Origin of the sequence: Aldersonia sp. NBC_00410 (assembly GCF_026342035.1) — a bacterium.
In the GTDB taxonomy this organism is placed as follows: domain Bacteria; phylum Actinomycetota; class Actinomycetes; order Mycobacteriales; family Mycobacteriaceae; genus Aldersonia.
The window spans coordinates 349,683-371,125 of sequence record NZ_JAPENM010000006.1; the positions used below are offsets into that span (position 1 = coordinate 349,683).

Consider the following 21,443-nt stretch of genomic DNA (forward strand, 5'->3'; position numbering starts at 1 on the left):
CGCACACACACTCCGCCATTAGTCATAGCAGGTTCTATGAACTCAGTCACGAAGTCATCCCGGGGCTGGCTATCATCTGCAGTCGTGGTTGTCAGCGCCAAGGGGACGCGGCTGAATCGGCGCGGTCTGCAGACGCGGCTGCACATGATCGATGTCGCGATCCGGTGCCTGGCCGCACCGCCCGAGGGCGAGCAGGTCAGCGCGAATCTGGTCGCGCGCGAGGCTGGGGTGACCTGGGGGACCGTCCAACATCAGTTCGGCGACGCGGACGGCTTGTGGGCCGCGGTGCTCGAGCACATCCTCACCGAGTGGCAGCCGGTGCACGCGGCAACCGGCGATCCCGAGCCACTGGCGAGTCGAATCGATGCCATCGTGACGCGATTCTGGCGGTCGTTGGCCGCGCCGCAGGCTCGTGCGGTGGGGAACCTGCGGCAGTTGCTGCCCGGGAACCGGAGCGAGCTCGAACTCGCTTTCCCGCACAGCGCGGCGGCAATCGCCGCGTGGGACCGGGCGTGGACCGAGGCGTATGCGGGGGCGCTGGCCGGACTCGACGTCGACGAGGAGAAATTGCATCGCGTACGCATCTTCTTGCCGGGTGCGTTACGTGGCATGCGGGCCGAGTCGGAGCTGTCCACCTACTTCGACATCGACGAAGGTCGTCGCGGCATGGTCGAGGCGATCGTGGCGTATCTCAGCTGACCGTGCGGCATGCTGCGATGGGGACCCCGGGGCTGATCATCGGTATTGTCTGCAGGGTTGGTCACGCGTTTTGTTGGTCAGCTCGGCCGGTGTGACGAGACGTAAGGACGTGGTTGACGATGCGTGCGCCGCACGACCCGGACTCGACCCCGCCGCTCGGCCTCGCAGCCGTCGACACGGCGCATTGGGAGCAGCTCGCGCTGCTCCTGGTCGAGGATGATCGGGCCGACGCGCTGCTGGTCGAGGAGCTGATCATCGATGCGGGCGCACCGATCGAGATGACCTGGGCGCCGTCGATGGCGGACGCCGAGCGGGAAATCGCCACGGCCCGGCCCAACTGTGTGCTGCTCGACCTCAATCTCCCCGACGCCCACGGTATAGACGCGCTCGCCAGGATCGGCAGGTTCGACCCGACCATTCCGGTCGTCGTGCTCACCGGCCTGAACGACGAGCATTTCGGTGTCCTGGCGGTCGCGTCGGGCGCGCAGGACTACTTGGTCAAGGGGCGGGTGGAACCGGAAACGCTGCGCCGCGCGGTGCTGTATGCGATCGAGCGCAAGCGTGCCGAGCTCACCGCTGTCGACCTGCACGCCAGCCAATTGCAGGCGCGGGAGAACGCCCGGCTGGAGCGCGGGCTGCTCGCCTCGCCGCTGCTCGACGACGATCCCGGCGTCGAGATCGTCACCCGGTACCGGCCCAGCCGGGAACACGCGTTGCTCGGCGGCGACTTTTTCGATGTCGTGCAGACACCGGACCGCACGGTGCATGTGCTCATGGGCGATGTATCCGGGCACGGTCCGGACGAGGCGGCACTCGGGGTAGCGCTGCGGATCGCCTGGCGCGCATTGACATTCGCGGGCCTGCACGGTTCGGAGCGGATGCGGCAGCTCGAACGAATCCTGCGCACCGAGCGTGCCAAGGACGGCATCTTCGCGACCGTCATGAGCCTCGCCATCCGCGAGGGCAGCCCGATCATCACCGCGGTTCGCGCCGGCCACCCCGGCATGCTGCTGCACGGGCAGGGCACGGTCGAGTGGGTCGAACCCGTCGGCGGTGCCGCGCTCGGCCTGAACACCGTCGCATGGCTCCCGGCGCAGGTGGCGTTCCCGCCTGGTTACGGGCTCGTGCTGCTGACTGACGGCCTGTTCGAGGGCCACTCCGGCCTCGGCAACGAGCGACTCGGCGAGGACGGGCTGCTCGAACTTGCCCGGTCGATCGCATCGCTACCCGGGGCCGAGTTCGTCGACGCCCTGATCGACGGGGCGGAGAAAGCTGCCCAAGACCACGGTGGGCTCGCCGACGACATTGCCGTGGTGCGCGTCGAACGGACATCGTTATGAGCACGAGCGTCTCGCCGGCGACCCACTCCGGCGTCTCGCCACAGCGCGGTGCGCCGCTCACCGTGCAGGGCTGGATGTATCTCGTGGTCTCGGTCATGGGCATCGTGGTGCTCGCCGGTGCCATCGCGGGGGCGGTGTTACTCGACCGGACCAATCAGGTGTCCGACGAGCTGATCGACAACGTCCAGCCCGCGCGGGTCGCGGCGTACCAGCTGCAGGGGGCGTTGCGTGACCAGGAAACGGCGGTCCGCGGGTACAGCATCGCAGCCGACCCGCGGTTCCTGGAGCCGTACTACGAGGGTCAGCGCAACGAAGGCCTGGCAGCGCAGACCATCCGGGATTTGGTCGATGGCCAGGATGAGCTGATGGCCGATCTCGACGCGGTCGAACAGGCCGGCGCGACCTGGCGCAGCTCGTCCGCCGAACCACTCATCGCCGGCGTCGCGCCGGGGAGCCCGAGGCTCGTCGATAGCGAGTCGGCGCTGCAGGGGAAGGTCGAATTCGACCGGATGCGGGTGCTTTTCGACAAGCAGAACGACAATTTGAGCGTGGCTCGTCGGGACGGTATCGAGCACCTCTCGACGATGCGGAGTTGGCGTGACACTGTGCTCGCGGCCATGATCGGCGCCTTCTTCGTCACCGCGATCGTGCTGGTGATCCTGGTCCGATCGGCGGTCACCCGGCCGCTCGGCGCGCTCGCCGCGGCGTGCCGGCGGATCACCGAGGGCAGCTTCGGCGAACGGATCGTGCCGCAGGGACCGAAGGATATTCGGGCGATTGCGACCGATGTGGAGAACATGCGGCAGCGCATCGTCGACGAGCTCGACGCATCGCGCAAAGCCAGAGAGCGGTTGGCCGAGCAGGCCGGGGAGCTCGACGAACAGGCGACCGAGCTGCGCCGGTCGAATGCCGAACTCGAGCAATTCGCCTATGTCGCGTCGCACGATCTGCAGGAGCCGCTGCGCAAGGTGGCCTCGTTCTGCCAGCTACTCGAGAAGCGCTACGGCGACAAACTCGACGAGCGCGGTACCGAATACATCCGCTTCGCGGTCGACGGCGCGAAGCGGATGCAGGTCCTCATCAACGACCTGTTGACCTTCTCGCGGGTCGGACGGCTCAGCACGACACAGGCCGACGTGGATCTGGAAGCGACGGTCGATCTGGCGCTGGGCAACCTGCAGACCTCGATCGAGGAGTCCGGTGCCGAGGTCGTGCGTCCGGATCGCCCGCTACCCCACATTTCCGGCGACCCCACGCTGATGACGATGCTGTGGCAGAACCTGATCGGCAACGCCGTCAAGTTCAAGCGGCCCGGGGTCGCGCCCCGGGTCGTGATCGATTGCGACCGCGCGCCCGATTCCGACGAGGAATGGCTGTTCAGCGTGACCGACAACGGCATCGGCATCGCCGAGGAATTCGTTGACAAGGTGTTCGTCATCTTCCAGCGGCTACACGGTCGCGACGCCTACACCGGCACGGGTATCGGCCTCGCGCTGTGCAAGAAGATCGTCGAGCAGCACGGCGGCACGATCTGGATCGACACGTCCTACACCGACGGAACTCGTTTCCGCTTCACCATCCCGGTTACCGTGGACCACAACTCTGTTGCACTGGGGAGCGAAGCTCCCTCCGTTGCAATTGGGAGCGAAGCTCCACGGCCCTTTCTGGAAGGAACCAACGCATGACACCCGCCGTTCGGGCAATCGACGTGTTGCTCGTTGAAGACGATCCTGGGGACGAGTTGATCACCCGGGAGGCTTTCGAGCACAACAAAATCAAGAACAACCTGCACGTCGCGCACGACGGTGAGGAAGGTCTGGACTTCCTCTACAAGCGTGGCGCCCATGAGGGCGCGCCGCGGCCGGATCTGATCCTGCTCGATCTGAACCTGCCCAAGTACGACGGTCGTCAGCTGTTGGAGAAAATCAAGTCCGACATCGACCTGTGCCATATTCCGGTCGTCGTGCTGACCACCTCCTCGGCCGAAGAGGACATCCTGCGCAGCTACAAGCTGCACGCCAACGCCTACGTGACCAAGCCCGTGGATCTCGACCAGTTCCTGAGCGCAGTGCGCCAGATCGACGAGTTTTTCGTTCAGGTCGTGCGGCTGCCGCAGTTCTGATTCATTCGATGCACGGCTCCGCGTGGGCGCTCAAGCACGCGCACGCCGCGCGGTAAGGAAATCGTCGACGATCTGCGTGTGCGCGGGCTGCGTCAGGGACGGCAGCCCCGCGATCCGCGAGAACACGATGGGCCCGATCAATTGGCAGACGGCCAGTGTCCGATCGAATTCGCCGAGTTCGGCGACCGTTTCCGGGTCACTGAGCAGCTCGTCGAACGGCATCCGGTACTGCTCGATGATCCGGCTGCGCAGCGAGGCGATCGCATCGGGCTGCTGTGGGTCGGTCGATCCGAGCGCGAGCCACGCGAGCGCGGCGACCTGAATCGGCACGTCTTCGATCAATGCGGCCTGGCCGCCGACCAGCTCCACGAGGCGGTCGCGCAGCGAGCCGCGCTGTGGCGGCGGAGATACCGGTGGCACGAGGCGTTCGAAGGCTGCGGCCAGGAGCTCCGTGCTGCTGGGAAAGTGCCGGTACAAGGTGGTCCGGGCGACTCCGGAGGAGCGGGTGACCGCGTCGATCGTCACCGCGTCCACCCCGCCGCTGAGCAGCAGTTCGGTGGCCGCGTCGAGCAGCCGGGCGCGCGAGCGCAGCCGGCGGGGGTCGATGTTGTCCTGATCCTCGGTCTGCCACGCCGTCGTGGTGCTGTGCTCGCTCATCCCTGCCTTGTGGTCGTTTTGCCCGATCGCTCCCGACGCGCGGAGTCTATCGCGGCAAGGCAGTGCAGGTAACGGTGGTAGCGAAGGGATACTTCCGGTCCACCTTCGCGCGAAACATCGGGGTGCGGAAACACCGCATCCCGGCGGGCCTGTCGGCCCACCGGGATGCGGCGTGTTGCGTCTGCGCGAAGGCTACTTCGCGGCCGGCGGCGCGGTGAAGGGCTGCTGGGTCTGCACCAGGTAGTTGATCCCGGCGCCGATCGCGACGGGAACGGTCACCAGCACCGCGCCGGTGAGGGCGCCGAGGGTACCCAGTCCGGCTGCACCGGCGGCGCAGCCTGCCACCCCACCCAGAGGGGCGAGCGGCCCGGTGACGACGGCTCCACTGGCCAGGCCGACAACGCAGCCGGTAACGCCGCCGACGATCAGACCGGTCGCGGTGCCGACGGTGGCACCGATCGAGATGGTGTCCTTCATCCGGTTGAATTCCCACTGCTCGCGTTCCTGCCAGGTCTTGAAACGCGGATCGGGGCCCGCGACCTGGGTGACGCCGGGGACGCCGGCCGTCGCCGCGACCGGGCTAACGGCAACAGCGGCGGGCGCCGGTGCGGGGAGCGCCGAATCGGCGGTGGCGAGCAGCGCAGGGGCGACTGGGGCCAGCGCCGCGGAGACGGGGGCGAGTGGGGCGCTGACCGAGACGGTCCCGGTCGGTCCGGTCATCCCAATCTGGCCGCCACCGACCTGAATGGTCCCGAACGGGGTGGCCAGCGCCGCGGACGCTGTCGGAGCGGCCGCAGGTGCGAGCACCTGGTGGGCAGCGGCACCAAGGAAATCTGTGGCGTTGCTCACGATTTGCTGACCGGGGTCGGTGGTGGGCGCGGGCGCTGCGTTCGCGGTGCCGGCAGCGGCCGCAACGGCGGTGGCGGCCATCGCCGCAACCGCGGCGTAGTTCCTCGTCCTCATGTTTCTGGTGGACCCTTCTGTCGCATGCATGTCTGGGAGTGGTTGGAGAAGAACGCTTTTCCTACACCCAGCGGGACCTGGGGGCGGTCGTGGCGATCAACCGGGGTAACAGTGCGCCGAGGTTGTGACGGATCGGCATCGCAACGGTTGCCGGAACTTGAACAACTCATGACCGTCTGTGCTTGCCTTGTGATAGCTCGGGCAATCCGGGCACGCGGTCGGAGTTCCGCACCGCGCGCAGGGGGGTTGTCATTCGGAAAATGAATAACAGGTGTCCGGAGAGCAAACTGTTTCCTGAGATGATTTACCGGTGAAGCTTTCTTTCAACGAGGCACGGATGATGGCGGTGGTTGTGGAGCGGCTCGCCGGCCGATATCCGCAGATACCGCTTGCCGAAGTCGCGCACGTAGTCGACGATGTGTACGCGAAATTCGCCTCGTCGCCGGTCCGGGATTACATCCCGATGCTCGTCGAGCGGCACGCCGAGCACGAGCTCGCCGCCCGCGAAGGGTGATCCGGACAAAATTAGGTAACAAAAGTTTGTGAAATGCCTGTGCACGCGGGCCCTCCATGGTGTGAAATGCCTACAGTCCCCTTCTCCCGGGGGCGTGGATGAGGAGCAAGTGTGTGGCGGCTTCAGGTCGATGACGACGCGGAAGGTGGCGTGGGTCGGTCCGATCAGCTGCTCTGGGCAGTGGAATCGCCGAGCCCGGTGGTACGGCGGCACGCGCGCGTCGAGCCGGACGAGCGAGCCGACACCACCGAACCCGACGAGCGGTCCGATGTCTTGGAACTCTTGGTTGAGGGCCGGTTTGTCGGCGCGGAACGATTGCCCGGTGAGCGCTCCGGTGTCTTGGAACTCGCCGGTGTGGGCGGGTTTGTCGGTGCGGACCGATCGCCCGGCGAGCGCTCCGAAGTCACCGGACGCGGCGGTGCAGGCCGGTTCGCCAGCGCGGACCGATTGCCGGACGAGGACGGCTCGTGGATGGCCGAACTCGAGGCCACCGTTGGCCCGGCCAGCCGGGGTGATTCTACGGCTCTCGCGCGGGTGCTCGAGATAATCCGTCCGATCGCGCTGCGCTACTGCCGCGGCAAAATCGGGCCCTACGATCGCAGCGGCGTCTCTGCCGATGATGTGGCGCAGGACATCTGTCTCGCCGTGCTGACCGCGTTACCGCGCTACCGCGACGAATCCCGTCCGTTCATGGCATTCGTCTACGGTATTGCCGGGCACAAGATCGCCGACGTGCATCGGGCGACAGGGCGGAACAAGACCGATGCGGTGGCCGAGATGCCCGAGATGCCGTCGGTGGACAACAACCCCGAAGACAAGGTCATCGCGTTCGAGTCCGGCCGCGAGATCGGCACACTGCTCGGCGTCCTTTCCCCGAAGGACCGCGACATCCTCGTCCTGCGAGTCGCACTCGGCATGTCGTCGGAAGAGACAGCGGAAACGATGGACACGACGCCCGGCGCGATCCGGGTCGCGCAGCACCGCGCGCTGGGTAAGCTGCGTGCGGCGCAGGCCCGGGTAGCTGCGGGCGAACCGCTCGACCCGAAGGCCGGGCGCAAGAATCGGACACGGCGACGCAAGAAGGTGGACGGCTAGCCGAGCAGTTCCGGATCGGCCGCGACTCGGTCGCGTACCTCGTCGATGTCGGCCGTGGACACGTCGCGGTGTGTGACGAATCGAAGCTTTCCTGCCGTGACACTGGCACCGATTCCCAGTTCCGCGAGGCGAGCGGCCGCCACCTGCGGGTGCGGTAGGTCGACCAGGACGATGTTGGTTTCGGGCACCATTGCGCCGACTCCGAGTTCGCGCAATCCCGCGGCGAGCCGGGCGGCATTGGCGTGGTCATCGGCGAGCCGGTCCATCGAGCGCAATGCAACCAGCCCGGCCGCCGCGAGCACCCCACCCTGCCTGATGCCGCCGCCGAGCATCTTCCTGATCCGGCGGGCTTCGCCGATGCGGTCGGCGTCGGATGCGAGGACCGAACCGACGGGCGCGCCGAGCCCCTTGCTCAGACACACCTGCACGGTGTCCGCGCCCGCGGCGAGCGTGGCCGGCGAAAGCCGAAGGGCCGCGCTGGCGTTCCAGATCCGCGCGCCATCGAGGTGCACGGCGAGGCCGCTCGCCCGTGCTGCTTGGACGAGGGCGGTCCACTCGGGCGCGGGTATCACCGCGCCGCCGGCGAAGTTGTGCGTGTTTTCCAGGCACAACAGCGTGGTGGTGAGCGTGTAGTACGGGCCGGTGCCGCCGGCGACGGCACGAACGGTGGCCGGTGTCGGGCGTCCCGGGCCGCCGTCGTGCGGAAGGGCCTCGGGCATGCCGTTCGCGATCCACGCCGCGGTACCGAGTTCCGAGCCGAGCACATGCGCGTGCTCGGGCGCGAGGAACCGGTCGCCGCGGCGCAGGTGCAGCATCAGCGCGATCAGATTGCCCATGGTGCCGCTCGGCACCCACAGCGCGGCCGGTTGGTCGAGAAGTTCGGCGACCCGCTCCTCGAGCTCGGCCATCGTCGGGTCGTGATCGAGCACGTCGTCGCCGACGTCCGCGGCGGACATGGCTCGGCGCATCTCGTCGTCCGGAACCGTCACAGTGTCGGAACGGAGGTCGATCTTCGGTACGTGGACGGACATCGCGGCCGGGTCAGTTCTGCTTCAGTGCGCCCCAGCCGTGCCAGGACTCGATCTCGATCCAGGCGCTGACCCGCGGACGGCTGCGTACCACGTAGGGCTTGCCGGTGTAGTGCTCGGAAATCCGGTCGATGTCGACGAGATCCTTGTCCTCGACCCAGTCGACGACCCGGCCCTGGATGCTCAGGTGTGTTACCCAGTCCGATGGGTCCATCGCGGTGAGACTGACCCGCGGATCGTTGCGCAGATAGGAGATGCGCTTGCGGCGGTTGTCCATGTTCACCAGTACCCGGCCATTCTCGTAGAGGTACCAGGTGGCGACCGACACCGGCTGCCCATCGGGGCGGACCGCCGTGATGGTGGCGTAGTTCGGGTGCGCGAACATCTGTGCGGCGTCGTCGGGCAGGGGCGGCTTCGGCATGGGCGACCTCGTGGGCAGTGGTGGATTGGGCAGTGGGGTGGATCGGGCAGGGGTGGATTCGGGTATCGGTCGCGACCTTACCGACTTCGCGGGCGCTGCCCGGAGGTCCGCAGCTCTTTCTCCAGCGGCGTCGGGAATGACGGCACCACCGCGGCGCCTTCGAGCCGCGGGTGCAGCAAGGCCGCGGCGCGGTCCACCGCGCGAGCCGCGGCCTTTCCGCGATCGGCGAGCAGTCCGGTGACGATCGACCCGTCCGAACGCACCGACCACGCGCCGATGATCTCGCCGCCCCACCAGATCGTCGGGCCGATGTTGCCGTTGCGGTCGAACAGCGGTTGCCAATTTTCGGGTAGGTACCAGTCGCGCTGCTTCCATCCCATCGCGGTCGGATCCAGCGCAGGCAGCAAAGTCGCAGTGGGCTTGCCGGGTTCGTCCGGGACGGTGTCGTCGGCGAGGACGAGCCCGCACCCCACGTCGACGGTGTCGAGGGCGGCGAGCGCCTTGCGGGTGGTGCCGAGCGCCCATCCCGTCCACCAGGCGATGTCGGTCTCCGTCGCCGGGCCGAATCGGCGTAGATACAGCTGCACCAGCCGCGCCTTCGCATCCACGACCGGTGGGATGCCGTCGGGCCACCAACGCATGCCGGGTTCCCAGGTATGGGCGCGCGAGGTCCAGCCGCCCCGCGGCTCGGCGCGCACCAGCAGGCTCCGTGCCCCCAACGTCACGAGAACCTGAGTTGTGATGTTGCGCTTGATATCCCACTTCTTGTCTGTGGTGGGCAGTAAGGCGGTGCGCAGCCGCGGCTCGTCGTTGGACAGCTGCGCGGCCGATGCTGCACCGCGGGCGAGGATTGCCCGCTCCACCGAGGCTTCGACCGAAGTCAGCCAGGTTTCGAGATCGTCGGGGAGTTCGGGATCGGTGGGCACGGTACGCAGCTGGGTGAGCAGGCGGGTGCGTTGTTGCGCGGCGATGTCGAGCGCGGCCGCGTGATGGATGACCGGGACCGTCGCGGCGGGCACGACGAACAGTGTCCGGCGCATGGCCAGCATGCGGACCAGACTGCGCTCTTCGTGCAACGCGTGCCCCACGTCGGCGAGGGCGGCGCTCGCGCATCGAGCGAGCACCGATAGGTACACCGATGCCGGCTCGGTCGCGTGCAGCACCACGACACCGGACGCCGCCTCGACCGGACCACTCGCGGTGCCGCCCAGGTGATGCCGCGCGACCAACCGGGCTCGTCGGTGCGCGGTCGAGAACTCCATGGACCATTGCTACCAGGCCTGGACGACACGTCGACTGCGGCGATCGGTAGCAGAGCTAAAGTTTTGTCATGACTGTCAGCGCCGTGGATCCCCGGATCGCCCTCGTCGTCATCGACCTGCAGGACGGCGTCGTCGCCGGACCGGTCGCGCCGATTCCCGCGTCCGATGTCGTCGCCCGCTCCGTTTCGCTCGCGGAGACCTTCCGGGCGCACGGTGCACCGGTCGTGCTGGTCCGGGTCTCGTTCGCCACCGACGGCGCCGATGCGGTGCCCGGGCGGATCGGAGCGGGCCGCGGGAGCAGGCCGCGGCCCGCGGGCTGGGATCGCATCGTCGACGAATTATCCGGCGAGCCAAGCGATATCGTCGTCACCAAGCGCAACTGGGGCGCGTTCTACGGCACCGACCTCGATCTGCAGCTACGCCGCCGCGGGGTCACCCAGATCGTGCTCACCGGCATTGCCACCAGCATCGGGGTCGAGTCGACCGCCCGCGCCGCGCACGAGCACGGGTACCACGTCACGATCGCCGCCGACGCGGTCAGCGATCTCAACGAGTCCGCGCACCGCAACAGTCTCGACTGGGTCTTCCCGATGCTCGGCGAATGCGGCACCACCGCGGAGATCATCGAACTGTTCGAGAAGACGCGTTAACCCGGCTCGTCCGCGATCAGCGCGCGCAGCGCGGCGAGCACGGGCCGCTGACCTTTCACGAGCTTGACCTCGGCGACGTCGCTCGGGAACCACTGCGCGTCGTCGACCTCGGGGAAGCTCTGCCGCCGGCCCGACCGTGGTGGCCACTCCAACTCGAACGTGTTGCTCTGCACGAACCCGAGATCGCCGGTGTACGGCGCGGCGAAGACCATGATCGTCTTCCGCGAGGACTGGCGGAACTCGCCGAGCAGTCGGTAGTCGAGCGCCGGAGCCGGCACGCCGATTTCCTCTTCGAACTCACGCCGTGCCACGGCATGCGGATCCTCGCCCTCGTCGTATTCCCCTTTCGGGATCGACCATGCGGCCTCGTCCTTGCCCGACCAGAACGGCCCGCCCATGTGGGCGAGGAACACGGCGACCCCTTCCGGATCGGCCTGCCGGTACAGCAGAATTCCGGCGCTCGTGGTCGGCATATCGGCCCTTCGTCCAAGTGTGGTGCGACGCACGCTAGCAGGGGTTTGACGCCGTGGGCGCTGGGCTACTCCACGGGCACAGAGCTTTCGCGTCCAACGCGAGAAGGAGGAAGCAGACTATGACGTCGTTCACCGTTCCAGGTCTCAGCGCCGAACAGGGTCTCACCGTGTCGAACACGCTGCAGCAGCGGCTGAGCACGTACAACGACCTGCATCTGACGCTCAAGCACATCCACTGGAACGTGGTCGGACCGAACTTCATCGGGGTGCACGAAATGATCGACCCCCAGGTGGAGACCGTGCGCGGATATGCCGATGCAGTTGCCGAACGAATCGCGGCGTTGGGCAGCGCCCCCAAGGGCACGGTTGGTGCGATCGAGAAGGATCGCGCCTGGGACGACTACTCGGTCGGACGCGACACCGCGCAGGCCCACTTGGCCGCGCTCGACGTCGTCTACGACGGGGTGATCAAGTCGAACCGCGCCGCCATCGACCAAGTCGGTGAGATCGACAAGATCACCGAAGACCTGTTGATCGGGCAGACCGCGGAACTGGAGAAGTTCCAGTGGTTCATCAGGGCGCACCTCGAGAGTGCCGGCGGCAAGCTGGCCAACGAGGGCATTCCCACCGAGAAGGGCGCGGCCAAAGCCGCTCGGTAGGGAATCAGGAGGGAGCGGAACCGCTGGCCGGTCGCGGTCGGGTCACCTCGAGACGATGGTCTCGACGGTGACCCGGTCGGGGTAGAACGCGACATGGCCGGCGATTTCGCCGACTGCCGGGTAGGGCGTCTCGTAGGTCCACACGACGTCGTCGAGGATTCCCTCCGGCGTGCTGAGCGAATAGTAGGAGCACTCACCCTTGTAGGGGCAGTAGGTCTTCGTGTCGCTGCGCTGTAGCAGTGCGGTATTCACATCCTCGAACGGAATGTATTGCACTGCAGGGTAAGCGGACTCTCGCAGGGTCAGCGCGCGATCGGAGCGGGCGACGTCGAGTTCGCCCACCCGCGCCGTCACCGTGGCCGGTGTCGGCTCGACCGAGATCGGGTGGTCGGGCCCAGGTTCGCGCCGCGTCCGTGTCATCGATGCCTCCCGGTTCTTGGGGTGCCTGGCGTCATATCTCCAGCCAACCATCCGAAGCGGCCGCCGATTCCCGGTCAGGAGCCAGTCGGGGCAAAGACGACCAGCGCGCCCGGTTGCTTGACGAACTCGAGGCGTGCGGGGCCGTCGACGACTTCGCCGTCGTAGGCGAACGGGCCGTCCGCCGAACGCTGCACGACCACCGTCGCGCGCGTGTCCTCCCGATAGCGCGGATCTCGTTCGAGATGACCGAGGATTGCAGTAGCGACCGTGCGCAGGCCGCCGAAGAACCCATCGGCGTCCAGCACCCGTACGTCGAGCAGTCCGTCGTCGAGGCGGGTGCGCGAGTTCGGTGCGAAACCGCGTGGTGCGTAGCGACCGGAACCGAGGAAGAACAACGAGGTCCGGTGCCGCCGGCCGTCGATCAGCAAATCGAGCGGTTCGGTCCGGCGGGCCACCTTCAGCAATGCCAGCGCTGCCGCGACCGGCTTGCCGAGCCGTTTCTCGTACTTCTCCCGCGTGGTGACGAACTCCGGGTAGGCGCCGACGCTCGCGGTGTTCACCAGTACCCGGCCGGCGACCCGCGTGACATCGACGCGCAGGGCATGACCTGCGCGCACCGCGGCGAGTGCGGTCCGTGGATCTTCGATGCCCACGTCGGCGGCGAAATGGTTGAACGTTCCGCCGCACAGCACGAGGAGCGGCACGTCGTGATCGACGGCAACGCCGGCTGCGCACGCGACACTGCCGTCCCCGCCGGAGACGCCGAGGACCTCGGCCCGCTGCGCGGCCTCAACGAGCAGTTCGAGCAGGTCGCCGTCCGGCGGGACTTCGATGATTTCGGCCGCGGGAAGTTCGCGGCGAAGCAGTTCGACCGGGTCGGGTCCAGCGCCGACACCCGACGAGGGGTTGATCACGGCGACCACGCCGGCACCGTCCGGACGCGGTGGCTGCGGCGCAGGCTCGGCGACCGGCCCGTCCGGCTCGGGCTCGGGCGTGCGAACGATCCGGTTGACGCCTATCGCGACCGCCCCGCCGAGTGCGATCCCGGCGAGCACATCGCCTGGATAGTGCACGCCGGTGTAGATGCGGCTATAGGCGACCGCGCCGGCCAGCAGTCCGATCGGCACCGCGAGTTCGGGCACCTCCCGGCCCACCGAGAAGGCGAACGCCGCGGCCGAGGCCGAATGGCCGGACGGGAACGAGGGTGAGGTGGGAATGCGCCGGGCCAGCCGCGCGAGCGGTACCCGCGACCGATCCGGGCGGTCGCGCGGAAGTAGCTGCTTGGCAACGAAATTCGCAGTGAAACTGGTGGCGGCGATGGACAGCAATCCGCGGCGCGCGGCGTGGGTCAGCCGTGGGTTGTTCGACGCGATGAGTGCCGCCGCAACCGACGCCCACAACACCGAATGGTCGGCCGTGCGGGTGAGCCGTGGCAATGTCGCGTCGAGCAGCGGACTGTGCGAACTGCTGACCCGGTCGAACGCCTGCATGTCCAGTTCCTGCAGTCGACGAAGCACCTCGCGGAGCCGCCGTGCAGGCTCGTCGCGGCGGTTCGCCCGCTTCGTCAGCCGTTGCATCCAGACAGCCTAGCCATTGGTAGCGAGACCGCTCGGGCTCACCGGATGCCGTCCCAGACCGCACGCAGCGCGGGGTGCGGGTTGGTGACGACGCTGGATTCGTCGTCGAAGCGAATGAGCGTGCGTTCGTCGTCATAGGGTGGCCAGCCGGGGTCGCACGAACGACACCCAGGCGCGGTGCATCGCGTCGGCGACGTGCTGCGGTGGCGTGGGCCCGGTCAGCGCGGCACCGTTCGGATCGGCCAGATTGTCGAACACGAAACCCAGCTCGAGGCTGAGCGTTGCGCCTAGTGCGCCCGTCGAACTGCGGGGTCCGCCAGCCGAACTCGTACACGGTCGCGCGCGAACGCTTCGCGGGCGTCGGCCCGTAGCCGGTGGCGTCACGGATACCGGATCAGGCGGTGGCGGGTCAGGCGCCGTAGGGATTTGCGCCGGCGCGCGACACCACGATCTTCGGCACGACGGCCTGCGCCGAGAGCCGTAGCAGCGCGTCGACGATCTCGACGATGTCCTCGACCGCGATCATCTCCTCGGCCGGGATGCGGTCCTTGATCCAGTCGGTCATGTCGGTGTCGACGAAGGCAGGCGCGACCGAGCAGCCGGAAACGCCGTTACCCGACTCCTCCATGTTCATCGTCTCGATGAGCGAGGTGAGGGCGGCTTTCGTGGCGCCGTAGGCGGCCATCGTCGGCTCCGCGTAGACCCCGGTGATCGACGAGATCGCCACCACCTTGGCGCCGCGCCGCGGTTCCTGTGCGGCGGCTGCGCGCAGCAACGGCAGCGCCCGTTGGATGAGCGCGAACGGAGCCGAGAAGTTAACCGCCACCGTCTTGTCGAGGCGACGCTGCGGGAAGTCCAGCAGCGCGCCCGCGGTGCCGATTCCGGCGTTCAGGATCAATGCACGCATATCGCCGAACGCCTCGGCGTGCCGCGCGACGAGGGTCTCGGCGGCCGCCGGGTCGGCCATGTCGGCGGGGACCACGACCACATTCGGCGCGCCTGCCTCGCGCAGCGACTTCGCAGCGAGTTCCAACGTGTCGGTGCTGCGCGCGGAGATGGTCAGCCCGTAGCCGGACTGTGCGAGGCGGGTGGCGATCGCCAGCCCGATACCGCGGGAGGCGCCGGTGACGAGGGCGCTGGGGCTCATCGTTTTCCTTCGTTCGGTCGTATTGGGTGTCGAGTTGTTCAGCCGTTCAGGGCGGCGAGACCGGCGGCGGCGAAGAGCGGCACGGCCGCGGCGACCTCATCCGTCGTCACGGCGCCGGTGCCCTCGGCTTGGGCAGCTCGCAACCGGTGGTCGATGCCGGCGGCGATGACGGCAAGCTTGAAATTCGCCAGGCCCAGATAGAAATCCCAGTGCGGCAGATCGCTTCCGGTTGCGCTCGCATAGCGCTGCGCCAGATCGTCCGCGCTCGGGATCCGCTCGCTCGACCAGGCGGCATCCTCGTTGAGCACCTTGCTGAACGAGGGATTGCGATAAACGCACATCAGCGCGACGTCGGTCAACGGGTCACCGAGAGTGGACATTTCCCAGTCCAGAACGGCCTCGACGCGTCCGGCATCGGTTTTCGACAGGATCGTGTTGTCGATGCGATAGTCGCCGTGCACGATCGTGGTGACGTCGCGCTCGGGAATCCGGTCGGCGAGCAGCGCGCCGAGCCGGTCCACATCCGGAATCTCGGTCGCCTTCACCCGATCCCACTGGCCGTTCCAGATTTTCACCTGCCTGCCCACGAAACCGGAAGGCTTACCGAAGGTTTCGAGTCCGACGGCGCGGTAGTCCACGCCATGCAGCGCCGCGAGGACGTGGACCAGTTCGTCCACGCAGGACTCGAGCTCGGCATCGGTAAGCGTGTCGAGCTGCCTCGCTGTCCGGATTACCCGGCCGTCGACGTGCTCGACGACCGCGAACGGTGCTCCCATGACCGACGTGTCCTCGCACAGCACTTCCGTGCGTGCGACCGGGACCGGGGTCTGCTGCAGGGCGGCCGCCACCCGGAACTCGCGCACGACGTCGTGCGCCGACGGGGTGAGACCGGCCAGCGGCGGGCGGCGCAACACCCAGCGGGAGCGGTCGTCGGCGACCAGGAAAGTCAGGTTCGAGCGGCCGCCTGCGATGAGCTCGGCGCGCAGCTCCCCGTCGACCGTCACCCCATTGGCGGCGAAATAGCTTGTCAGCGCGGCAAGATCGAGGCCGGCAAGGGCGGTGTCGGTCACCGGCCCGATTCCTTCGCGGCGCTGTCGGCATTTACCGCGACGCGGCGGCGGCGCGCGGCACCGACGGTGCGCTTCGCGATCGCCCAGCGATGCACTTCGGAGGGTCCGTCGTAGATCCGGAACGGCCGGACCTCGCGGGACAACCGGGCCAGCGGCAGGTCGTCGGACACCCCGAGACCACCGCACATCTGAATCGAGCGATCGACGATCCGGCCGACCGCCTCCGCGGCATAGGTCTTCGCGATCGAGGTCGAGTTCGCGGCGCGATCACCGCGGTCGAGTTCCCAGCACGCGTGCAGCAGCAGCGCCCTGGTCGCGGCGATGTCGATCTCGTTGTCGGCGATCATCTGCTGGACCATGCCAAGGTCACCGAGCTTGGCGCCGAAAGCTTCTCGGTCGGCTACCAGATCCACGGCGACATCGTGAGCGCGCCGCGCCGCGCCGAGCCAGCGCATGACGTGCGTCATCCGGGCGGGTCCGAGCCGGACCTGGGCGTAAGCGAAACCCTTGTCGACCTCGCCGAGCACGGCGTCATCGGACAGGCGCAGATCCTCGAACGTCACCTCGCAGTGACCGCCGATCATCGCGCGGTCCAGCGTGGTGATGTGTCGTCCGACGCCCAGTCCCGGCGTGTCGGCGGGCGCGAGGAACATCGTCGCGCCGCCGGCCTGCCCGGGCTCACCGGACGTGCGGGCCATGATGATGAAGTAGCCGGCACCGTCGGCGCCGGTGATGAAGTGCTTGCGGCCGTTGATCACCCAGCCGCCGTCGGTCCGCGTCGCGCGGGTGGCGAGCGCGTTCGGGTCGGATCCGGCACCGGGGGCGGGTTCGGTCATCGCGAAAGCCGAGCGCACATCGCCGCGGGCGAGAGGGGCGAGGAACTGTTCCTTCTGCTCGGCGTTCGCCACATGCGCAAGCATGTGCACGTTGCCCTCGTCGGGCGCGCCGATGTTGAGCGCGATCGGGCCGAACAGGGAGTACCCGCCCGCTTCGAAGACCGGGGCGCGGTCGACCATATTCAACCCGAGACCGCCGTATTCGACCGGCGCGTGCGGCGCGAAAACACCGTGCTCGCGGGCCTTGTTCTGCAAGTCGACACGGACCTCGTCGCCGCCCGCGGCAGCGATGTCGCCGCCGTGTGCGTCCTCGAGGGGCAGCACCTCGGACCGGATGAATTCCGACGTCTTCTCGACGAGGGTCTGTACCTCCGTCGAGTGGGCAAAGTCGATGGCCACAGCAACTCCCTTCACGGCTCTGTCCACACGAACAGACCGAACGCTCGCTCGGTCAGCGAGAGTGACACATGCTTCCGACCACAGTCAAGCGGAGGCGCCGATCGCAGCGCGGGCGATTGCCAGGTATCGCTCGACGATTTCGTCGGGCGCCTGCGGTCCGTCCGGTCGATACCAGGTGGCGACCCCGACGCACATCGTCGTGACCGCTCGGCTCGCATCGTCGGGGTACCGGGTGTGGAACTCGCCGGCCGTCACACCAGCGCGCACGATCTCGTCGAGCATGTGCTGCTGCTCGTCGCGCATCGCGACGTATGCGGACCGGTTCTCCGGCGCCAGGCTGCGAATCTCGGAGGCGCCGACGAAGGCCTGCTCGCGCCGGAACATATGGAAGCGCAGCAGCGACTCCACGATCGCGTCGAAGCGGTTGCTCGGCAAATCCCCGGCATCGGCGACAGCCCGTCGGCTGCGGTCGAGCAACTCGTCCATCACGGTGGTCATCAACTCGGCCAGCAGTGTCTGCTTCGACGGGTAGTGGTGATAGAGCCCGGGTACCGAAAGGCCGGCCCGCGTCGCGATCTCCCGAATGGACGCACCGTCGTAGCCGTTTTCGGCGAAGGCCTCGAGGGCGGCGACCAGCGGGCGTGCCATCTCCGGGGCATCGTAGTCACGCCACGTTGCCGGATCGTCGACGGACCGCGCGCGGGTTTCCATGGCAGTCACGCTATGTCACGCGGTGGTGCGCACCTACCCGCCGACACGAGAACACCCGATTCAAGCGATCGGTTGCCCGTTGCTCTCCGGTCGGCCGTCGCCCTCGAAATGTGCCGACACGCCCTGCCAGCGCAGCTCCACGCAGGTGCCCGTTTCGTCGGACTGAATCGAGGCATCCGTCGTCAGTGCGCGAATCAGCGGAATGCCGCGCCCCCGCAAATGGAGCGGATCGGGCGAGGGATTTCGCCACGAGCCGTGGTCGCGAACGGTGACGACCAGCGTGGCGGTGCGGCGCTCGTACTGGGCGTGCACCTCCACGGTGCCGGGGGCGGCGTCGCCGGCGTAGGCGTGTTCGACGGCATTGGCCAGCGCCTCGTTGACGGCGAGAGTGAGATCGCTCAACTGTTCCGCGGTCGATGCGAGCCGGCGGGTGATCCAATCCCGGAACGCGGTGCGCAATGCCGAGGCCCCGGCCGGGGTGCTGGTGCTGCTGCGCGCGAACGCCACCTCGCTATCGGCCCGAGTTGGGTCGACCGCGCGCGGGTCCGTGGCATTCATGCCGCTGCGGCCTCCCGGCTCACTTCACCGAGAAGGCCTCGAGGGCCGAGTCGAGTGTGGTGTGCAGGGTGAGCAGTTTGTCGATACCGACCAGGCGCATCGGCCGGCCGGTGGCCGGGCCGTCGGCGACGACGGCGAACCGTGCCGAGTTTCCGATCTGCTCGTGTGCGGCGATGAGCACGGTCATGCCGGCAGAGGCCAGGAACTCGACACCGGTCAGATCCACGACGACGGCGGCTGGATCGTTCGACAGCGACGTCAGGATCGAATCGGTGAGTTGCGGCGCGGTCACCATGTCGAGCGTCCCCGAAACGCCGAGGACGACGACGGTGTCATGCCAGGCGACAGCGACCTCGAACCCGGACGCGCCGATTCCCGGCTCGGGAACTCCGGCTGCGTCGTTTCCGGTCGTCGATTCCAACACCGCTCACCACCTACTCAGAGATCTCGCACAGAGGATACGAGTCTGCGGTTACCCGCACAGTTACAACCGGCTGTTTACGGCAGCCAGTTACTGCGAGGCTACGGAACGACTGTCCTGGTGATCAAGCCAGGGAACCCTGTGACGCTTCCCCCTCGCGTCGCGGGATGTGGCCGCGGACGCGGGACTATTGCTGGATGGTCAGGATGTCGCGACGCTCGGTCCGCTCGATGCGGCGGGCCTCTGTCCATGCCAGGGCCGCGATCGCAGTGGCCGCGGACACGGCTGCGACGGGAACGAGCGCGGCGAGCGCGATAAGGATGTACATGCCACTGCCTCCTGAAACCGCGAGGTCACGCGGTGCTACTTGTGAGCGGAAGTCATCGGCGACACAGCAAAATCTAGTGCACCCGTGCCAGTTTTTCGCCCCCTTTGCGGCGTGTCGCATGGCGGCGTGGGCGGAGTCACACCGCATGCCGGCGAGCGTGCCTGCGGCTTTGCCCAACGTTCACCGAGCCGACATATTGCGGCTGTGCACGGGGTGGAGCGCGTTCGTGTGGTGGTGATCAGTGGTGAACCCGGTCACCCACGCGCTGATTCTCAGTTTGTCGCAATCGTCCGATGTCGCCGCGGACCGGGCGGCATCCTTGAAACGTGTGGTCGTCCCAGGCGCCGTGAACTCCACGGCCGCCCCGGACGTGATCTCGACGATTGCTCGACAGCCCCCGAGACTTGGAGATCCCATGAGTGCAGAAGACCTCATGATCAATCGCAGAACCGCCGTCGCGGGTGCGGGAGTGGCGGTTGCCGCCGTCGCATTCGCCGCCGCGTGCAGCAGTGACTCGTATACCGAGTCCGACGCCACCACCAGTGCGGGGGCCAGTCCAGCGCCCGCGGGTCAGGCCGGGAACATCGTCGGCAAGACTTCGGACGTGCCGGTCGGTAGCGGTGCGATCCTCGGCGACGTCGTAGTCACCCAGCCGACAAGTGGCACGTTTCTCGCGTTCTCGCCGGTATGTACGCATAAGGGTTGCAATTGCGACGCGGTGACGGGCGCGACGATCAATTGCCCATGCCACGGTAGCAAGTTCAATCTCGATGGCAGCGTGGCGGTCGGACCTGCGACGCAACCGCTTGCGGCGAAGGCGGTGACCGTCGACGGCGACTCGATCATCGTCACCTGAGGCGGTCGTCGGCGGACACATTTGAATAACGGCGACCGCAGCCGGTTGTCTCTGGCCCAATGTGTTGCAACAGTTACTGATGTTATTGATGTTACTGATGTTGCATATGTGAAAGGAGGCGGCGCGGCTGCGTGAGCGTGCCGGTCCCGATATGAAGAACATCGTCCTCACCGGCGGAGTCTGCGTGGCGTTGACCGCCGCGGTCCTGGCGCCCGGCGGCGCCGCGGCGGATCCGGCTGCCGACCCCATGATGTCCAAGCTGGTCGGCAAGACGGTCTTCCTCGATCCCGGCCATCAGGGGACAGGCCACCGCGAGAACCTCACCCGTCAGGTGAACGACGGCCGCGGCGGCACCAAGGAATGCCAGACCACCGGGATGACCACGCTCGGGGGCGTCCCGGAGCACACGATCACCTGGAACGTTGCGCAGTTGGTCAAGGCGTCGCTGGAAACCCTCGGCGCGACGGTGCAGCTCAGCCGGGCCGATGACACCGGATGGGGCGGCTGCGTCGACGAACGGGCCGCTGCGGCGAGCAAATCGGGTGCCGACGTGGCGCTGAGCATCCATGCCGACTCCGCGCCGGCCACCGACCATGGTTTCCATCTGATCGTGCCCGCGCTACCGATTCCGGACCCGAAGGTGAACGAGGTCCAGTCCGGTAAGGGCCTCGATTTCTCCGAGGCGATGCGCGACGCGTACGTGAAATCAGGCTTCGTGTCGGCGAACTATGCCGGCGTCGTGGATGGTCTGCAGACCCGCGCAGACATCGCCGGACCGGCACTGACCACGGTCCCGCTGGCCTTCATCGAGATGGGCAACGGCGCCAACAGCGAGGACGCCCCACTGCTCGAGACCGAGGACGGTCAGGTCAAGCAGGCGATCGCGATCACCACCGGCATCGTCGGCTATCTGCTCGGCAACACCTCGCCCTCGCCCGGAACCGATGTGCGTGGAACGCCGCCGAGTGCGAATCCCACGAATCCGGGCACCGCACAGCCCGGCACGACGAAACCGCAGGCACAGAAGTCGACACCAGCCACACCCGGTGACCGCAAGGAAGGCGGCACCCTCGACTCGGTGCTCGGGATGCTGTCCCCGTTGCTCGGGGCGCTCGGTATCGGCGACGAGGGATCGGTGGACGGCGAGATGGTCGACCTGATCTCCCAGCTGGCAAACACGCTGCTCGACCTGGTGCTGAACTCCGACCTTCTCGGCGGCGGCAAGTAGCCGAGCGGA

The 21,443-nt window shown here is 67.6% G+C and carries 26 protein-coding genes; 10 read left to right on the top strand and 16 right to left on the bottom strand.

The window, feature by feature from the left end; all coding sequences use genetic code 11:
* The first annotated feature begins 84 nt into the window (after positions 1–84).
* The 4 genes from OG921_RS16530 to OG921_RS16545 all read left to right on the top strand — a co-directional run bounded on the left by OG921_RS16530 (position 85) and on the right by OG921_RS16545 (position 4,161).
* The gene (locus OG921_RS16530) at positions 85–699 is read left to right on the top strand and encodes a TetR/AcrR family transcriptional regulator (protein WP_266113550.1); all 615 of its coding nucleotides are present in this window, start codon (positions 85–87) and stop codon (positions 697–699) included.
* Between the two features lie 119 nt (positions 700–818).
* Positions 819–2,039, top strand: a complete 1,221-nt coding sequence (locus OG921_RS16535) for a PP2C family protein-serine/threonine phosphatase (RefSeq protein WP_266113551.1) — start codon at positions 819–821, stop codon at positions 2,037–2,039.
* Positions 2,036–3,724 carry an ATP-binding protein gene (locus OG921_RS16540; RefSeq protein ID WP_266113552.1) on the top strand — a complete coding sequence of 563 codons (1,689 nt, stop codon included), beginning with the start codon at positions 2,036–2,038 and terminating at the stop codon, positions 3,722–3,724. The genes OG921_RS16535 and OG921_RS16540 overlap by 4 nt, the downstream gene beginning before the upstream one ends.
* Positions 3,721–4,161: a response regulator gene (locus OG921_RS16545; protein ID WP_266113553.1), complete on the top strand. Its 441-nt coding sequence runs from the start codon at positions 3,721–3,723 to the stop codon at positions 4,159–4,161. The genes OG921_RS16540 and OG921_RS16545 overlap by 4 nt, the downstream gene beginning before the upstream one ends.
* 30 nt (positions 4,162–4,191) lie before the next feature.
* Here OG921_RS16545 and OG921_RS16550 read toward each other — a convergent pair whose 3' ends face one another.
* Both OG921_RS16550 and OG921_RS16555 read right to left on the bottom strand, forming a co-directional pair.
* The gene (locus tag OG921_RS16550; protein ID WP_266113554.1) at positions 4,192–4,818 is read right to left on the bottom strand and encodes a TetR/AcrR family transcriptional regulator; all 627 of its coding nucleotides are present in this window, start codon (positions 4,816–4,818) and stop codon (positions 4,192–4,194) included.
* 192 nt (positions 4,819–5,010) lie between these two features.
* The gene (locus tag OG921_RS16555; RefSeq protein WP_266113555.1) at positions 5,011–5,781 is read right to left on the bottom strand and encodes a hypothetical protein; all 771 of its coding nucleotides are present in this window, start codon (positions 5,779–5,781) and stop codon (positions 5,011–5,013) included.
* Between the two features lie 310 nt (positions 5,782–6,091).
* Between OG921_RS16555 and OG921_RS16560 the strand changes: the two genes are divergently transcribed.
* Positions 6,092–6,295, top strand: coding sequence for a three-helix bundle dimerization domain-containing protein (locus OG921_RS16560; RefSeq protein ID WP_266113556.1), 204 nt, complete (start codon positions 6,092–6,094; stop codon positions 6,293–6,295).
* 111 nt (positions 6,296–6,406) lie between these two features.
* Complete coding sequence (gene shbA / locus OG921_RS26635; RefSeq protein WP_323182803.1) at positions 6,407–7,390, top strand: RNA polymerase sigma factor ShbA; 984 nt, start codon at positions 6,407–6,409, stop codon at positions 7,388–7,390.
* Here shbA and OG921_RS16570 read toward each other — a convergent pair.
* From OG921_RS16570 to OG921_RS16580, 3 genes are all read right to left on the bottom strand, one after another.
* Positions 7,387–8,421 (bottom strand): low specificity L-threonine aldolase, encoded by a 1,035-nt coding sequence (locus OG921_RS16570; RefSeq protein WP_266113557.1) that lies wholly within the window; start codon positions 8,419–8,421, stop codon positions 7,387–7,389. The genes shbA and OG921_RS16570 overlap by 4 nt on opposite strands.
* Before the next feature lie 10 nt (positions 8,422–8,431).
* Complete coding sequence (locus OG921_RS16575) at positions 8,432–8,839, bottom strand: pyridoxamine 5'-phosphate oxidase family protein (RefSeq protein WP_266113558.1); 408 nt, start codon at positions 8,837–8,839, stop codon at positions 8,432–8,434.
* Positions 8,840–8,916: 77 nt separating this feature from the next.
* On the bottom strand, positions 8,917–10,101 hold the full coding sequence (locus OG921_RS16580; RefSeq protein WP_266113559.1) for a winged helix DNA-binding domain-containing protein: 1,185 nt from the start codon (positions 10,099–10,101) through the stop codon (positions 8,917–8,919).
* A 68-nt stretch (positions 10,102–10,169) separates the two neighbouring features.
* Between OG921_RS16580 and OG921_RS16585 the strand changes: the two genes are divergently transcribed.
* Entirely contained in the window at positions 10,170–10,751 is a 582-nt protein-coding gene (locus tag OG921_RS16585) for a hydrolase (protein WP_266113560.1), read from the top strand.
* Here the strand turns inward: OG921_RS16585 and OG921_RS16590 are convergent.
* The gene (locus OG921_RS16590; protein ID WP_266113561.1) at positions 10,748–11,224 is read right to left on the bottom strand and encodes an NUDIX domain-containing protein; all 477 of its coding nucleotides are present in this window, start codon (positions 11,222–11,224) and stop codon (positions 10,748–10,750) included. The two genes, OG921_RS16585 and OG921_RS16590, sit on opposite strands and share 4 nt — an antisense overlap.
* Before the next feature lie 119 nt (positions 11,225–11,343).
* Here OG921_RS16590 and OG921_RS16595 point away from each other — a divergent pair, with 119 nt between their 5' ends.
* The gene (locus OG921_RS16595; RefSeq protein ID WP_266113562.1) at positions 11,344–11,883 is read left to right on the top strand and encodes a Dps family protein; all 540 of its coding nucleotides are present in this window, start codon (positions 11,344–11,346) and stop codon (positions 11,881–11,883) included.
* 42 nt (positions 11,884–11,925) lie between these two features.
* Here OG921_RS16595 and OG921_RS16600 read toward each other — a convergent pair whose 3' ends face one another.
* The 10 genes from OG921_RS16600 to OG921_RS16645 all read right to left on the bottom strand — a co-directional run bounded on the left by OG921_RS16600 (position 11,926) and on the right by OG921_RS16645 (position 19,350).
* Positions 11,926–12,303 carry a DUF427 domain-containing protein gene (locus tag OG921_RS16600; RefSeq protein WP_266113563.1) on the bottom strand — a complete coding sequence of 126 codons (378 nt, stop codon included), beginning with the start codon at positions 12,301–12,303 and terminating at the stop codon, positions 11,926–11,928.
* A 74-nt stretch (positions 12,304–12,377) separates the two neighbouring features.
* Positions 12,378–13,880 carry a bifunctional phosphatase PAP2/diacylglycerol kinase family protein gene (locus OG921_RS16605; protein WP_266113564.1) on the bottom strand — a complete coding sequence of 501 codons (1,503 nt, stop codon included), beginning with the start codon at positions 13,878–13,880 and terminating at the stop codon, positions 12,378–12,380.
* A 132-nt stretch (positions 13,881–14,012) separates the two neighbouring features.
* A complete protein-coding gene (locus OG921_RS16610; RefSeq protein ID WP_266113565.1) occupies positions 14,013–14,138 on the bottom strand; it encodes a hypothetical protein in 126 nt (41 codons plus the stop codon).
* A gap of 151 nt (positions 14,139–14,289) precedes the next feature.
* Complete coding sequence (locus tag OG921_RS16615) at positions 14,290–15,027, bottom strand: SDR family oxidoreductase (protein ID WP_266113566.1); 738 nt, start codon at positions 15,025–15,027, stop codon at positions 14,290–14,292.
* Positions 15,028–15,065: 38 nt separating this feature from the next.
* A complete protein-coding gene (locus tag OG921_RS16620) occupies positions 15,066–16,097 on the bottom strand; it encodes a phosphotransferase family protein (protein WP_266113567.1) in 1,032 nt (343 codons plus the stop codon).
* Positions 16,094–17,332: an acyl-CoA dehydrogenase family protein gene (locus tag OG921_RS16625; RefSeq protein WP_266113568.1), complete on the bottom strand. Its 1,239-nt coding sequence runs from the start codon at positions 17,330–17,332 to the stop codon at positions 16,094–16,096. The genes OG921_RS16620 and OG921_RS16625 overlap by 4 nt, the downstream gene beginning before the upstream one ends.
* 84 nt (positions 17,333–17,416) lie before the next feature.
* On the bottom strand, positions 17,417–18,043 hold the full coding sequence (locus tag OG921_RS16630) for a TetR/AcrR family transcriptional regulator (protein ID WP_266113569.1): 627 nt from the start codon (positions 18,041–18,043) through the stop codon (positions 17,417–17,419).
* Between the two features lie 60 nt (positions 18,044–18,103).
* Positions 18,104–18,601 carry an ATP-binding protein gene (locus OG921_RS16635; protein ID WP_266113570.1) on the bottom strand — a complete coding sequence of 166 codons (498 nt, stop codon included), beginning with the start codon at positions 18,599–18,601 and terminating at the stop codon, positions 18,104–18,106.
* Between the two features lie 19 nt (positions 18,602–18,620).
* On the bottom strand, positions 18,621–19,025 hold the full coding sequence (locus tag OG921_RS16640; RefSeq protein WP_266113571.1) for an STAS domain-containing protein: 405 nt from the start codon (positions 19,023–19,025) through the stop codon (positions 18,621–18,623).
* 184 nt (positions 19,026–19,209) lie between these two features.
* Positions 19,210–19,350 (bottom strand): hypothetical protein, encoded by a 141-nt coding sequence (locus tag OG921_RS16645; RefSeq protein ID WP_266113572.1) that lies wholly within the window; start codon positions 19,348–19,350, stop codon positions 19,210–19,212.
* A gap of 415 nt (positions 19,351–19,765) precedes the next feature.
* Here OG921_RS16645 and OG921_RS16650 point away from each other — a divergent pair, with 415 nt between their 5' ends.
* Positions 19,766–20,206 (top strand): Rieske (2Fe-2S) protein, encoded by a 441-nt coding sequence (locus OG921_RS16650; RefSeq protein WP_266113573.1) that lies wholly within the window; start codon positions 19,766–19,768, stop codon positions 20,204–20,206.
* Positions 20,207–20,357: 151 nt separating this feature from the next.
* Positions 20,358–21,434, top strand: a complete 1,077-nt coding sequence (locus OG921_RS16655; protein ID WP_266113574.1) for an N-acetylmuramoyl-L-alanine amidase — start codon at positions 20,358–20,360, stop codon at positions 21,432–21,434.
* Positions 21,435–21,443 lie beyond the last annotated feature (9 nt).

What these genes read in the sequence shown, in the direction of transcription:
- OG921_RS16655 (WP_266113574.1), top strand. Translation starts at nt 20,358, where the DNA reads ATGAAGAACATCGTCCTCACCGGCGGAGTCTGCGTGGCGTTGACCGCC.
- OG921_RS16590 (WP_266113561.1), bottom strand. Translation starts at nt 11,224, where the DNA reads ATGCCGACCACGAGCGCCGGAATTCTGCTGTACCGGCAGGCCGATCCG.
- OG921_RS16545 (WP_266113553.1), top strand. Translation starts at nt 3,721, where the DNA reads ATGACACCCGCCGTTCGGGCAATCGACGTGTTGCTCGTTGAAGACGAT.
- OG921_RS16550 (WP_266113554.1), bottom strand. Translation starts at nt 4,818, where the DNA reads ATGAGCGAGCACAGCACCACGACGGCGTGGCAGACCGAGGATCAGGAC.
- OG921_RS16570 (WP_266113557.1), bottom strand. Translation starts at nt 8,421, where the DNA reads ATGTCCGTCCACGTACCGAAGATCGACCTCCGTTCCGACACTGTGACG.
- OG921_RS16645 (WP_266113572.1), bottom strand. Translation starts at nt 19,350, where the DNA reads ATGTACATCCTTATCGCGCTCGCCGCGCTCGTTCCCGTCGCAGCCGTG.
- OG921_RS16580 (WP_266113559.1), bottom strand. Translation starts at nt 10,101, where the DNA reads ATGGAGTTCTCGACCGCGCACCGACGAGCCCGGTTGGTCGCGCGGCAT.
- OG921_RS16615 (WP_266113566.1), bottom strand. Translation starts at nt 15,027, where the DNA reads ATGAGCCCCAGCGCCCTCGTCACCGGCGCCTCCCGCGGTATCGGGCTG.
- OG921_RS16540 (WP_266113552.1), top strand. Translation starts at nt 2,036, where the DNA reads ATGAGCACGAGCGTCTCGCCGGCGACCCACTCCGGCGTCTCGCCACAG.
- OG921_RS16630 (WP_266113569.1), bottom strand. Translation starts at nt 18,043, where the DNA reads ATGGAAACCCGCGCGCGGTCCGTCGACGATCCGGCAACGTGGCGTGAC.
- OG921_RS16535 (WP_266113551.1), top strand. Translation starts at nt 819, where the DNA reads ATGCGTGCGCCGCACGACCCGGACTCGACCCCGCCGCTCGGCCTCGCA.
- OG921_RS16595 (WP_266113562.1), top strand. Translation starts at nt 11,344, where the DNA reads ATGACGTCGTTCACCGTTCCAGGTCTCAGCGCCGAACAGGGTCTCACC.
- OG921_RS16585 (WP_266113560.1), top strand. Translation starts at nt 10,170, where the DNA reads ATGACTGTCAGCGCCGTGGATCCCCGGATCGCCCTCGTCGTCATCGAC.
- OG921_RS16605 (WP_266113564.1), bottom strand. Translation starts at nt 13,880, where the DNA reads ATGCAACGGCTGACGAAGCGGGCGAACCGCCGCGACGAGCCTGCACGG.
- OG921_RS16635 (WP_266113570.1), bottom strand. Translation starts at nt 18,601, where the DNA reads ATGAATGCCACGGACCCGCGCGCGGTCGACCCAACTCGGGCCGATAGC.
- OG921_RS16555 (WP_266113555.1), bottom strand. Translation starts at nt 5,781, where the DNA reads ATGAGGACGAGGAACTACGCCGCGGTTGCGGCGATGGCCGCCACCGCC.
- OG921_RS16575 (WP_266113558.1), bottom strand. Translation starts at nt 8,839, where the DNA reads ATGCCGAAGCCGCCCCTGCCCGACGACGCCGCACAGATGTTCGCGCAC.
- OG921_RS16650 (WP_266113573.1), top strand. Translation starts at nt 19,766, where the DNA reads ATGAGTGCAGAAGACCTCATGATCAATCGCAGAACCGCCGTCGCGGGT.
- OG921_RS16600 (WP_266113563.1), bottom strand. Translation starts at nt 12,303, where the DNA reads ATGACACGGACGCGGCGCGAACCTGGGCCCGACCACCCGATCTCGGTC.